The 12,827-nt window shown below is 62.0% G+C and carries 12 protein-coding genes and 1 pseudogene; 9 read left to right on the top strand and 4 right to left on the bottom strand.

The window, feature by feature from the left end; all coding sequences use genetic code 11:
• Nucleotides 1-151: 151 nt before the first annotated feature.
• Both malX and FOT55_RS16655 read left to right on the top strand, forming a co-directional pair.
• On the top strand, nt 152-1,771 hold the full coding sequence (malX, locus tag FOT55_RS16660) for a maltose/glucose-specific PTS transporter subunit IIBC (protein ID WP_025302694.1): 1,620 nt from the start codon (nt 152-154) through the stop codon (nt 1,769-1,771).
• Nucleotides 1,764-2,945: a MalY/PatB family protein gene (locus FOT55_RS16655; RefSeq protein WP_025302693.1), complete on the top strand. Its 1,182-nt coding sequence runs from the start codon at nt 1,764-1,766 to the stop codon at nt 2,943-2,945. The genes malX and FOT55_RS16655 overlap by 8 nt, the downstream gene beginning before the upstream one ends.
• Before the next feature lie 32 nt (nt 2,946-2,977).
• Here FOT55_RS16655 and FOT55_RS16650 read toward each other — a convergent pair whose 3' ends face one another.
• A complete protein-coding gene (locus FOT55_RS16650; RefSeq protein ID WP_142590429.1) occupies nt 2,978-3,346 on the bottom strand; it encodes an NUDIX hydrolase in 369 nt (122 codons plus the stop codon).
• Nucleotides 3,343-3,938, bottom strand: a pseudogene (locus FOT55_RS16645) (NUDIX domain-containing protein). Before FOT55_RS16645 ends, FOT55_RS16650 begins: the two are co-directional and overlap by 4 nt.
• A gap of 97 nt (nt 3,939-4,035) precedes the next feature.
• On the opposite strand from FOT55_RS16645, the gene FOT55_RS16640 reads away from it, so the two are divergent.
• The 3 genes from FOT55_RS16640 (at nt 4,036) to FOT55_RS16630 (ending at nt 6,581) form a co-directional block, all read left to right on the top strand.
• A complete protein-coding gene (locus tag FOT55_RS16640) occupies nt 4,036-4,791 on the top strand; it encodes a DeoR/GlpR family DNA-binding transcription regulator (RefSeq protein WP_049201919.1) in 756 nt (251 codons plus the stop codon).
• A gap of 135 nt (nt 4,792-4,926) precedes the next feature.
• A complete protein-coding gene (add, locus tag FOT55_RS16635; RefSeq protein ID WP_016927887.1) occupies nt 4,927-5,925 on the top strand; it encodes an adenosine deaminase in 999 nt (332 codons plus the stop codon).
• A 110-nt stretch (nt 5,926-6,035) separates the two neighbouring features.
• Entirely contained in the window at nt 6,036-6,581 is a 546-nt protein-coding gene (locus FOT55_RS16630) for an AAA family ATPase (protein WP_147823742.1), read from the top strand.
• A gap of 11 nt (nt 6,582-6,592) precedes the next feature.
• On the opposite strand, the gene FOT55_RS16625 is transcribed toward FOT55_RS16630, so the two are convergent.
• Nucleotides 6,593-7,597, bottom strand: coding sequence for a bile acid:sodium symporter family protein (locus FOT55_RS16625; protein ID WP_147823741.1), 1,005 nt, complete (start codon nt 7,595-7,597; stop codon nt 6,593-6,595).
• Between the two features lie 72 nt (nt 7,598-7,669).
• The gene (locus tag FOT55_RS16620) at nt 7,670-8,710 is read right to left on the bottom strand and encodes an oxidoreductase (protein ID WP_147823740.1); all 1,041 of its coding nucleotides are present in this window, start codon (nt 8,708-8,710) and stop codon (nt 7,670-7,672) included.
• A 222-nt stretch (nt 8,711-8,932) separates the two neighbouring features.
• Here FOT55_RS16620 and FOT55_RS16615 point away from each other — a divergent pair, with 222 nt between their 5' ends.
• The 4 genes from FOT55_RS16615 to rsxC form a co-directional block, all read left to right on the top strand.
• Nucleotides 8,933-9,373, top strand: coding sequence for a DUF2569 domain-containing protein (locus FOT55_RS16615; RefSeq protein ID WP_016927891.1), 441 nt, complete (start codon nt 8,933-8,935; stop codon nt 9,371-9,373).
• Between the two features lie 135 nt (nt 9,374-9,508).
• Nucleotides 9,509-10,090: an electron transport complex subunit RsxA gene (rsxA, locus tag FOT55_RS16610; protein ID WP_004938443.1), complete on the top strand. Its 582-nt coding sequence runs from the start codon at nt 9,509-9,511 to the stop codon at nt 10,088-10,090.
• Nucleotides 10,090-10,662 (top strand): electron transport complex subunit RsxB, encoded by a 573-nt coding sequence (gene rsxB, locus FOT55_RS16605; protein WP_004938428.1) that lies wholly within the window; start codon nt 10,090-10,092, stop codon nt 10,660-10,662. The genes rsxA and rsxB overlap by 1 nt, the downstream gene beginning before the upstream one ends.
• Nucleotides 10,655-12,827 (top strand): electron transport complex subunit RsxC (gene rsxC / locus FOT55_RS16600; protein WP_147823739.1); only part of this gene is annotated, 2,173 nt, incomplete at its 3' end. The genes rsxB and rsxC, both read left to right, overlap by 8 nt.

Here is a 12,827-nt window from a genome sequence, read left to right as displayed (position 1 = left end):
AAAACGTTTTACTGCCTGCCGCATTGTCGCCAAAAACCGGGCGACAGATTTGTGATTGGCGGCGCATTTTTTCTAGGTAAAACGTTTTATCTTCTTTTTACCTAATCAGAAGTCCCCTTTTTGCTCGTCTTTTCGCCAGGAGAAGTCGGTTATGTCAGCAGCCAACAAACCCAAAATCACCCTCTGGGAGTTCTTCCAGAGCCTGGGCAAAACCTTCATGTTGCCAGTCGCCTTGCTCTCTTTCTGCGGCATCATGCTGGGGATCGGCAGCTCGCTGAGCAGCCGCGACGTGATCACCCTGATGCCGTTTATCGGCCACCCGATCTTCCAGCTGATCTTTACCTGGATGAGCAAGGTAGGCTCCTTCGCCTTCAGCTTCCTGCCGGTGATGTTCGCCATCGCCATTCCACTGGGCATGGCGCGTGAGAACAAAGGCGTCGCCGCTTTCTCCGGCTTCGTCGGCTTCGCCGTGCTGAATCTGGGCACCAACTTCTACCTGACCGCCGCCGGCGTGCTGCCCACCAGCGATCCGCTGGTGCTGAAAGCCAACAATATCCAGAACATTCTCGGCATTCAGTCGATCGATACCGGTATCCTCGGCGCGGTGATCGTCGGCATCATCGTCTATCGCCTGCATGAACGCTTCCACACCATCCGCCTGCCGGACGCACTGGCGTTCTTCGGCGGCACGCGCTTCGTACCGATCGTCACCACCGTGGTGCTGGGCCTGTGCGGCCTGGTGATCCCGCTGATCTGGCCGTGGTTCGCCGCCGGCATCACCGGGCTGGGCTGGGTGATCAACAGCGCCGGCGCCTTTGGCCCGATGCTGTTCGGCACCGGCGAACGCTTGCTGCTGCCGTTCGGCCTGCAGCACATTCTGGTGGCGCTAATCCGCTTTACCGAGGCGGGCGGTACCATGGAGGTGTGCGGCCACAGCGTCAGCGGTGCCCTGACCATCTTCCAGGCGCAGCTCTCCTGCCCAACCACCACCGGCTTCGCCGAGAGCGCCACCCGCTTCCTGTCGCAGGGTAAAATGCCGGCGTTTCTCGGCGGCCTGCCGGGCGCGGCGCTGGCGATGTACCACTGCGCCAAGCCGGAGAACCGTCATAAAATCAAAGGGCTGTTGATTTCCGGCGTGGTGGCCTGCGTGGTTGGTGGCACCACCGAACCGATCGAGTTCCTGTTCCTGTTCGTCGCGCCGTTCCTGTATCTGATCCACGCGCTGCTCACCGGGTTGGGCTTTACCGTGATGGCGCTGCTGGGCGTGACCATCGGCAACACCGACGGCAACATCATCGACTTCGTGGTGTTCGGCATTCTGCACGGCACCGCCACCAAGTGGTATCTGGTGCCGGTGGTGGCCGCCGTCTGGTTCGTCGGCTATTACGCCATTTTCCGCTTCGCCATCCAGCGTTTTAACATCAAAACGCCGGGCCGTGAGAGCGACAGCGCCGTCAGCCAAAGCGCGCCGAGCGGCGCGGTGGGCAAATCCGGCTACAACGTGCCGGCGATTCTGGCGGCGCTCGGCGGCCCGGGCAACATTATCACGCTGGACAACTGCATCACCCGCCTGCGCCTGTCGGTCAACGACATGAGTCAGGTGGACGACGCGGCGCTGAAGGCCCACCGCGCCATCGGCGTGGTGCATCTCAACGACCATAATCTGCAGGTGGTGATCGGTCCGCAGGTACAATCGGTGAAGGATGAATTAGACTCACTGATAGCCACGGCGCAACCTGCCGCGGCGCTGCAGGGAGCCACCCATGTTTGATTTCTCCACCCCGATCGACCGCCACGGCACCTGGTGCACCCAGTGGGACTATATCGCCGATCGTTTCGGCAGCGACGACCTGCTGCCGTTCACCATCTCCGATATGGATTTCGCCACCGCGCCGTGCATTCTCGAGGCGTTGCAGCAACGCCTGCAGCACGGCGTGCTGGGCTACAGCCGCTGGCAGCATGAGGATTTTCTCGGCGCGCTGCGCCACTGGTATCAGCAACGCTTCAACACCGCTATCGACACCGCAACGGCGGTGTACGGCCCTTCCGTTATCTACATGGCGGCGCAGCTGATCCGCCAATGGTCCATACCGGGCGACTATGTGGTGACCCATACCCCGGCCTATGACGCCTTCTACAAGGTGATCCTCGCCAACCAGCGCCAGCTGCTGGCCTGCCCGCTGCACAAGGCCGGCGACGACTGGCGCTGCGACATGGCGCATCTCGAAGCGTTGCTGGCGCGGCCGCAAACCAAGATCCTGCTGCTGTGCAGCCCGCATAACCCCACCGGCAAAGTGTGGCGCCGCGACGAGCTGCAGCAGATGGCCGAACTGTGCGAGCGCCATGACGTGCGCGTGATCAGCGATGAAATCCACATGGACATGGTCTGGGGTGAACACCGCCATACGCCGTGGAGCCAGGTGGCGAGCGGCGCCTGGGCCTTGCTGACCTCCGGCTCCAAGAGTTTCAACATTCCGGCACTGACCGGCGCCTACGGCTTTATCAGTGACGACGCCAGCCGCGAAGCCTATTTCCAGCAGCTCAAAGCCCGCGATGGCCTCTCCTCGCCGGCGGTGCTGGCGGTGGCGGCGCACGTGGCCGCCTACCGCCACGGCGAACCCTGGCTGGACGCCCTGCGCGACTACCTGCAGGATAATCTGACCTACGTCGCCGAGCGGCTGGAGCAGGCGTTTCCCGCGCTGGGCTGGCGCCCGCCGCAGGCCACCTACCTGGCCTGGATCGATCTGCGGCCGCTGGCCGTGGACGATCGGGCGCTGCAGCAGGTGCTGATCGAGCGTGAAAAGGTGGCGATCATGCCGGGCTTTACCTACGGCGAGGAAGGCCGCGGGTTCCTGCGTCTCAACGTCGGCTGCCCGCGCAGCAAGCTGGAGGCCGGCATGGACAAGCTGATCGCCGGATTGAGGTTGGTGCTGGACGAGCAATAACGCGAGGGGGCGAGCCTCTGCCCGCCCCGGCGTTACGCCTGAACAGACGGGATCTCCTCCAGATGATGATAAACCGTCAATCCCCACTCGTTGGCCAGCCGCACGTCGTTATCGGCCCCCGCAGACGCCCCTTCGATGCGATACACCGCCTGACACTGTGCAATCAGCCGATGCGCCACCGGGTAAAGAAACGCCTCGCTCACCGCATCGCCAACCTGAGTGGAACCTGCCGCCGCCGCCAAAGGCAGCGCCAGCCACTCGCCGATCACCGGCACGTGCCCCCGCTGGTAAACCGCCAGCGCGGCCTGTTCCAGGCGCGCCAGATTGGCGGCGATACGCTGCGGATCGCCATCGGTGCCGCTGCGATAAGGGCCGGCAATCAAGATTTGTTGTGCTTTCATCGTTCTTCCTCCAACGTCCGGTTCAAGGCGACAAACTGCAGCAGCATGATGGTCTTGGCATCAACGATCGTGCCCTGGCGAATCGCCTGCAGGGCTTGCGCCAGCGGCAGCTCGAGCACCTCCAGATCCTCCCCCTCAGCCGCCACCCCGCCGCCCTCGTTGATGCGATCGCCCGCCTGATATTCGCCGACGAAAAAGTGCAGCTTCTCGGTGACCGAGCCTGGGCTCATGTAGGCTTCGAACACCTTTTCCACGCTCTGCACGAAATAGCCGGTTTCTTCTTCCGCTTCGGCGCGAATGCGCGCCTCCGGCGACGCGTTGTCCAGCAACCCGGCGGCAGCCTCAATCAACATGCCGTCATGGCCGTTGACGAAGACCGGAAAACGGAACTGGCGCGTCAGAATCACCGTTTGCGCCTGCCGGTTGAACAGCAAAATGACCGCGCCATCACCGCGATCGTAGGTCTCGCGACTTTGCCGCTGCCAGACGCCGTCGCGCCGCAGAAAATCAAAGGTGGTTTTTTCAGCAGGTACCAGTCATCGGACAACACCCGGGTTTCGACAATGCGAACCCTGTCTTTGGTGGCTATCATCGGTTTACTCCGCCAGAGGAAGGAAATTGATACTATCGTGCAGTTTCGTGTATTATCAAGATATTTCGTGCAAACCAAATTTGAGAGGAACATGGCCATGTTGACCAGCCAGCGCAAGAAAATCATTCTGGAAAAACTGGCTCAGGACGGCCAGGTATTGGCCAAGCAGCTCAGCGAAATGTTCGGGCTGTCGGAAGATACTGTCCGGCGCGATTTGCGCGAACTGGACGCCGAGGGGTTGCTGCAGCGGGTGCATGGCGGCGCCCTGCCGGTTTCTTCCGCCATTGCCAGCTTTGCCGAACGCAATCAGTTGGAATCCGGCGCCAAACGCGCGATCGCCAAAGCAGCAGCTGCGCTGATCGCCCCCGGCCAGGTAGTGATTATCGACGGTGGCACCACCTCTGCAGAGCTGGTCAGGCAGTTGCCGCTCAACCTGAACGCCACCATCGTCACCCACAGCCCCAGCGTCGCCGTGGGCCTGGTCGATCACCCCACGGTCGAGGTGATTCTGATCGGTGGCCGGCTGTACAAGCATTCGATCGTCAGCGTCGGCGCCGCCGCGGTGGAAGCGATGTCGCATATTCGCGCCGATCTCTATTTTATGGGCGTGACCGGCGTGCACCCCACTGCGGGGCTGAGCACCGGCGATCTGGAGGAGGCTTACATCAAACGCGCGCTGGCGGCCCGCGCGGCGGAAACCGTGGTGCTGGCTTCCGCCGCCAAGCTTAACGCCGCCTCGCAGTATGCGATCGGTGACATTACGCTGGCGCACACCATCATCGTTGAGCGGGCTACCGATGACGCGCTGATCGCGCCGTTGCAGCAGGCGGGCGTCAGCGTGTTGAAAGCCTGATTCACGACGATAATGCGATATATCTCGCATTATTTGTGATTCACGTCACTTTTTTATGCAACGCGATGGCAAGTTTCATCCATTTGTTTTTATACTGTTCTGCACTTTACCTACGATAATTAGCGAGTGCCCAGCATGATCGATCCCCGCCTACCGCTTACCGACATTCACCGCCATCTCGACGGCAACATCCGCGCGCAGACCATTCTCGACCTCGGTCGCCAGTTCAATCTCGCCCTGCCGGCCAATGATTTGGAGAGCCTGCGCCCGCACGTGCAGATCACCCATGCCGAACCGGATCTGGTCAGCTTCCTGCAGAAACTGGACTGGGGCGTGGCGGTGCTGGGCGATCTGGACGCCTGCCGCCGGGTGGCTTACGAAAACGTCGAGGACGCCGCCAACGCCGGCCTGCACTACGCCGAGCTGCGTTTTTCCCCTTACTACATGGCGATGAAGCATCAGTTGCCGGTCGCCGGCGTGGTGGAAGCGGTGATCGACGGGATCCGCTCGGGCTGCCGCGATCGCGACATCGACATTCGCCTGATCGGCATCATGAGCCGCACCTTTGGCGAGGCTGCCTGTCTGCAAGAGCTGGAAGGATTGCTGGCGCACCGCGACGGCATTACCGCGCTGGACTTGGCGGGCGATGAGCTGGGCTTCCCCGGTAGCCTGTTCCTCAGCCACTTCAACCGCGCGCGCGACGCCGGCCTGCGCATCACCGTGCACGCGGGCGAAGCCGCCGGCCCGGAAAGCATCTGGCAGGCGATCCGCGAGCTGGGTGCCGAACGTATCGGCCACGGGGTGAAAGCGGTCGAAGATCCAGCGCTGATGGACTTCCTGGCGGAACACGGCATCGGCATCGAGTCCTGCCTGACCTCCAACATCCAGACCAGCACCGTGCCGTCGCTGGCGCAGCATCCGCTGGCCACTTTCCTGCGCCACGGCGTGCTGGCGTCGATCAACACCGACGATCCGGCGGTTCAGGGCATCGAGATCGAGCATGAATACCGCGTCGCCGCGCCGCAGGCCGGGCTGACGCCGGAAGAAATCCGCACCGCTCAGGAAAATGGCCTGAAGCTGGCTTTCCTCAGCGAACAGGAAAAACAGGCACTGCGCGCCAAAGTGCAGGGCTAAATCTCCCAAGGCGCCAAACGGCGCCTTCTTCTCATCCCCCGTTTTCTTCCGCCTGCTCGTCTTTATCGCTGTTTTCACCCCATCACTCTGTGGCAAGAGAGGAATTCCGTATGTCTGACAAACTACGCCGCATCGTGCTGACCGGCGGCCCGGGTTCGGGCAAAAGCACGCTCATCGACGTTCTTCATCGCCGTGGTTACCCGCACTCCTTGGAGGCGGGCCGGGCGATTATTCAGCATCAGGTGAATATTGGGGGTAATGCGCTACCGTGGGGCGATCGTCAGGCCTTCGCCGAGCGGATGCTCGATTGGGAACTGCATTCATGGCGCGAAGCGACGGGTGCAACATGTTGGTTCTTCGATCGCGGCCTGCCGGATATCGCCGGTTACCTGACGCTGTGCGGATTATCGATCCCCGCCCCCTTAACAGCGGCGATCGACGCCTTTCGCTATGCCGATACGGTGTTCATCACCCCGCCGTGGCAAGCGATCTATGCGCAGGACAGCGAGAGGAAACAGTCTTTCGCCGAAGCCGAGCAGACCTATCGGGCGATGGTGGCCATCTATCGCCGCTATGGCTATCGGCTGCAAGAGCTGCCGCGCGTTTCACCCGATGAGCGCGCCGACTTTCTGCTCGACGCGCTGAGCCACCGTTAGCGGCCTGCGGCCTATTTGGCCACCAGCGCCTCCGCCTCGGACCGCTGTTTAGCGGTTTTACGCGCATAGCGCTGCGCCAGCACCGCGCACACCATCAGTTGAACCTGGTGGAAAATCATCAGCGGCAGCACCATGGCGCCCACCGCCGCGGCCGGGAACAGCACGTTGGCCATCGGGATGCCGTTCGCCAGGCTCTTTTTCGAGCCGCAGAAGACGATGGTGATCTCATCGGCGGTGTTGAAGCCCAGCCAGCGCGCCGCGTAGGTGTTGATCACCAGCACCACCGTCAGCAGCACCAGCGACATCACCAGGATAGTCAGCAGCGACCAACCGTCGATACGGTGCCAAATCCCTTCCACCACCGCCGCGCTGAATGCGGTATACACCACCAGCAGGATCGATGAACGGTCGGTCAAGTTGATCAACTTGCGATGGCGATCGACCCACTTGCCGATCAATGGCCGCGCCAGGTGGCCGATCACGAACGGCACCATCAATTGCAAAATGATCGAACCGATGGCGTGCAGCACGTCGGTATTGCCGCCCTGAGTATGCATCAGCGCCCCCACCAGCAGCGGCGACAGGAACACGCCGAGAATGCTCGACGCCGAGGCGCTGCAAATCGCCGCCGCCACGTTACCGCCCGCCGCCGACGTAAAGGCGATGGCCGATTGCACCGTGGCCGGCAGCGCGCACAGGTAGAGGAAGCCGAGATAGACCGTCGGCGTCATGATGCCCGGCACCAGCAGGTTCATCGCCAGCCCGAGCAGCGGGAACAGCGCAAAGGTGCTGAGGAACACCAGCAGGTGCAGCTTCCAGTGACTCATGCCGGCGATGATCGCCTCACGCGACAGCTTGGCGCCGTGCATAAAGAACAGCAGCGCGATGGCGGCGGTGGTCAGGTGTTCAAAGAAGGTTTTCCAGATGCCTTCGCAGGGGAACAGCGAGGCGACGATCACCACAAAAATCAGAACCAGCAAAAATTTATCAATGCGCAAACGCTGCAACCAGGACATGAAACGGATTTCCTTGCACGTAAAGTCGTAAAAAGGCCCGACGTTGCGCCGGGCACAGAGGAATGAACGGGATCAGACCACCAGCAGCGCCTGCTGCAGCCGGGCCGATTCCAACCCCAGTTCGATCAATGCCATTACCGCGATGGCGTCGGCGGCCGGCACCGGATTTTCACCTATGCCGGCAATCGCGTCGCGCACCGCCGCGTAATAAGCCGGGTAATTGCCGGGAATATTGAGCAGCGGTTTCTCAGCCAGCAGATCGTCACGTGACAGCGTCACTACACCATCGCGCATGTCATAGCCCCAATCGGCCTGTGGCAGGCGCTCACCGGCCTTCAGTCGGTCTTCCTGCGGATCCAGACCGTATTTGACATAGCTGCCACGGGTGCCGTGCACCACGTAGCGCGGGCTCTCTGCCGCAGCCAGCATGCTGGCGTGCAGCACCACACGGCGATCGCCATAGCTCAGCAGCGCGTGGAAATAGTCCACCGCCTGCGCCCCCGGCCGCAGCTCACCCAGATCGACAAACAGCCGTTCGGGTTTGCCGAAGAGTTGCAGCGCCTGATCGAGCAGATGCGGCCCCAAATCGAACCAGATACCGCTGCCGACGCCGCCCTGTTCGCGCCAGCGCTGGCGCACCTGCGGCCGATAGCGATCGAAATGTGACTCGAAATACACCACCTCGCCCAGCGAACCGTCGTTTAACAGCGCTTTAAGGGTGAGGAAATCGCTGTCCCAGCGGCGGTTGTGGAACACCGACAGCAATAAACCACTCTGCTGCGCCTGCTGTTGCAGTGCCTGCGCTTGTGACAATGTCACGGTAAACGGTTTATCCACCACCACGTGCTTGCCGGCGGCCAACGCCTGCTGCGCCAGCGGGAAATGGGTATCGTTGGGGGTAGGAATGACGATCAGATCGAGGGCCGGATCGGCGAACAGCGCCTGCGCACCACCCACCACCGTCATCGACGGCCAGTCGGCGTGCACTTTGCCGGCATCGCTGCTGGAGACGGCGGCCAGCTCCAGCCCCGGTGTACCGGCAATCAGCGGCGCATGAAAGGTTTTGCCGGCGTAGCCGTAACCGACCAGCCCGACACGAATTTTCTCAGCCATGGGATTTCCTCTTGCTGGCTCACGACAGACCCTTTCGATTTGACACCATGCGGCCGGATGGAACAAGAAGTAAATGAGATGTTAATTCGAAGCGAGGCCGGCGTAGCCAAACGTGCGGCCCGGCGTCGCGATGCCGAGCTATCCGGTTGATAGAGATGACGAAGCCTATATTACCCGCTAAGCTATGCCGCCTGTGATCCCCGTTTCAATCAGGAAGCCTTTATGTCTCAAGCTGAATACACTCGTATCGGCGGTTGGTTGCTGGCCCCGCTGGCCTATCTGATCGTCACCCTGCTCAGCGCCAGCCTGATGCTGCTCCTGTACGCCATGGCGATCTTCATGCCCGAGTCGCGCGACTATCTGTTGACCAACGCCCAGGCATTTACCCTGCAATGGTACTTTTCGGTGCTGACCACGCTTTTGATGTGGGGCTTCACCCTGTGGCTGGTGTTTCTGTTTTGCCAGCGCTCGCAGCGCTTCCCCAAGCTGTTCTTGTTATGGCTGCTGATCACGGTAATTCTGGCGGTGAAAGCCTTCGCCTTCGCGCCGGTGCCGGATGAAGTGGCGGTGCGCAGCCTCGGCTGGCCGCTGCTGATGGCGGCGCTGCTGGTGCCTTACATCAAGCGTTCGCAGCGGGTCAAAGGGACCTTTACCGAACGTTAAAGGGAGTTGCAGCACGTTTTATTGGGTGATTTGTGTAAATTTTCACCAAAAAAGGCAATACCCCTGCGATTCATATGTTGTCGTCCGGCCGCCGATTCCCGATAATAGGCGGCTTTTATTTTTTTAGGCATCGCAATGACCGAATACCTGCTCCTGTTTGTCGGCACCGTACTGGTGAACAACTTCGTTCTGGTGAAGTTTCTTGGCCTGTGCCCGTTCCTCGGCGTTTCCAAGAAGCTGGAAAGCGCCATCGGCATGGGAATGGCCACCACCTTCGTTATGACGCTGGCCTCCGTCAGCGCCTGGGTGATCAACACCTTTATTCTGGTTCCGCTGGATCTGGTGTATCTGCGCACGCTCTCCTTCATTCTGGTGATCGCCGTCGTCGTTCAGTTCACCGAGATGGTGGTGCGCAAGACCAGCCCGGCACTCTACCGCCTGCTGGGCATCTTCCTGCCGCTGATCACCACCAACTGTGCGGTGCTGGGCGTAGCGTTGCTTAACGTCAACCTCGGCTATAACTTCCTGCAGTCCGCCGTTTACGGCTTCAGCGCCGCCGCCGGTTTCTCGCTGGTTATGGTGCTGTTCGCCGCCATTCGCGAACGTCTGGCGGTCGCCGACGTCCCAGCGCCGTTCCGCGGCTCCTCGATCGCGCTGATCACCGCCGGGCTGATGTCGCTGGCCTTTATGGGCTTTACCGGGCTGGTGAAATTCTAATGACTGCGTTGTGGATAGCTATCGCGGCTTTAAGCGCGCTCGGGCTGCTGTTCGGACTGGTGCTGGGTTACGCCGCGCGCCGTTTTGAGGTGGAAGAGGATCCGGTCGCCGAGCAGGTCGACGCAATCCTGCCGCAGAGCCAGTGCGGCCAGTGCGGCTACCCCGGCTGTCGCCCCTATGCCGAGGCAGTGGCCAACGGCGAGATGATCAACAAATGCGCGCCAGGCGGCGAACAGGTGATGCTGAAACTGGCGGAGCTGCTCAACGTAGAGCCGCAGCCGCTGGGTAGCGAAGCCGCCGCCGAGCCGGAGCGTAAGGTGGCCTATATCGACGAGGCCAACTGCATCGGTTGCACCAAGTGCATTCAGGCCTGCCCGGTGGACGCCATCGTCGGCGCCACCCGCGCCATGCATACCGTCATTACCGACCTCTGTACCGGCTGCGATCTGTGCGTCGCCCCTTGCCCTACCGACTGTATTGAAATGAGACCGGTCGCTACCACCACCGCCAACTGGAAGTGGGACATGAAGACGATCCCGGTGCAAGTGATCCACGTGGAGCAACATGCTTAATCTGTTCGCCGCCTTTAAAAAAGACCGGATCTGGGATTTCGACGGCGGGATCCATCCACCGGAAATGAAAACGCAGTCCAGCGGTACGCCGCTGCGTGTCGCTCCCCTGCCCAAGACCTTTATCATTCCGCTGCAGCAGCACCTGGGGCCGGAAGGCGAACTGTGCGTCAACGCCGGCGATCGGGTGTTGAAAGGCCAACCGCTGACCGTCGGCCGCGGCCGCACCGTGCCGGTGCATGCCCCGACCTCGGGCACCGTCAGCGCCATTACGCCGCACATCACCGCCCATCCGTCCGGGCTGACGGAGCTGTGCGTGATAATCGAGGCAGACGGGGAAGACCGCTGGTGCGAGCGCGATCCGGTGGCGGACTATCGTCAATCCCCTGTCGCGGAACTGATTCAACGTATTCATCAGGCCGGCATCGCCGGTTTGGGCGGCGCCGGTTTCCCGACCGCCAGCAAGCTGCAAGGCGGCATGAGCGGCGTGGAAACGCTGATCCTCAACGCCGCCGAGTGCGAGCCTTACATCACCGCCGACGACCGCCTAATGCAGGAAAATGCCGATCAGATCATTGAAGGCACGCAGATCCTGCAACACATTCTGCAGCCCAAGCTCACGCTGATCGGCATCGAAGACAACAAACCGGAGGCAATCGCGGCGCTGAAACAGGCGTTACGCGGCCAGTCCAGCATTGCGCTGCGCGTCATCCCGACCAAATACCCGTCCGGTGGCGCCAAGCAGCTGACCAAAATTTTGACCGGCAAGGAAGTGCCGCACGGCAAACACTCCTCCGCTATCGGCGTATTGATGCAAAACGTCGGCACCGCCTTCGCCATCAAGCGAGCGATCGTCAACGGCGAACCGCTGATTGAGCGCGTAGTGACCCTGACCGGCGAGGCGATCGAGCGCCCCGGTAACCTGTGGGCGCGCATCGGCACGCCTGTGCAGCACCTGCTTGACTTCACCGGTTTCCGCCCGCAGGCGCAGCAGATGGTGGTCATGGGCGGCCCGCTGATGGGCTTCACCCTGCCCGCGCTGAACGTGCCAATCGTCAAGATTAGCAACTGCATTCTGGCGCCGACGGTCGATGAAATGACGCCGCAGGAACCCGAGCAATCCTGCATCCGCTGCGGCCTGTGCGTGGACGCTTGCCCCGCCGGGCTGCTGCCGCAACAGCTGTACTGGTTCAGCCGCGGGCAGGAGCACGACAAGGCACGTAACCACAACCTGTTCGATTGCATCGAATGCGGCGCCTGCGCGTTCGTCTGCCCCAGCAACATTCCGCTGGTGCAGTACTACCGGCAGGAAAAGGCCGAAATCAAGGCTATCGATCTGGAGGCGGCGCGCACCGCCGAGGCCAAGGCCCGTTTCGAAGCCAAACAGGCCCGTCTGGAGCGCGAGAAACTGGCGCGCGAAGAGCGACATAAAAAGGCCGCCGTGAAACTGACCGACGACGATCAGGGCGCGGTGCAGGCCGCGCTGGCGCGCGTACGCAGCAAGAATGCCGAAGCGGCGGTTACGCCGGTCGACGGCCAGCAGCCGGACAACAGCGAGATGATCGCTGCCCGCGAAGCACGTAAAGCGCAGGCGCGCGAACGGCGTGCCCAGCTGGCTGCCGAGGTGGAAACGAAAGCACCGCCGGCGGCCTCCGGCGACGACGCGCGTAAAGCCGCCGTGGCCGCGGCGCTGGCCCGCGTGAAAGCGCGTAAAGAAGCGCCGGCCGCAGACAATACCGCCCCGGCCGCAACAGAGGACGATCCTCGGAAAGCGGCCGTTGCTGCCGCCTTGGCGCGCGTGAAGGCCAAAAAAGCGGAGCAACAATCTGACGCCCATGCAGCGGCGGAACCGGCTCCGGCAACCGCCGAGGAAGATCCGCGCAAGGCCGCGGTGGCAGCGGCTATCGCCCGCGCCAAAGCCAAAAAAGCCGCGCAGCAGGCCGATGCCCCTGCAGCGGCGGAACCGGCTCCGGCTGCCGCCGAGGAAGACCCGCGCAAAGCCGCGGTTGCCGCGGCACTGGCACGTGTAAAAGCCAAGAAAGCCGCGCAACAGGCGGATGCTCCTGCAGCGGCGGAACCGGCTCCGGCAATCGCCGAGGAAGATCCGCGCAAGGCCGCGGTGGCAGCGGCTATCGCCCGCGCCAAAGCCAAAAAAGCCGCGCAGCAGG

Origin of the sequence: Serratia bockelmannii (assembly GCF_008011855.1) — a bacterium.
GTDB classification, from domain to species: Bacteria; Pseudomonadota; Gammaproteobacteria; order Enterobacterales; family Enterobacteriaceae; genus Serratia; species Serratia bockelmannii.
This window is presented reverse-complemented; position numbering and strand designations above follow the sequence as displayed.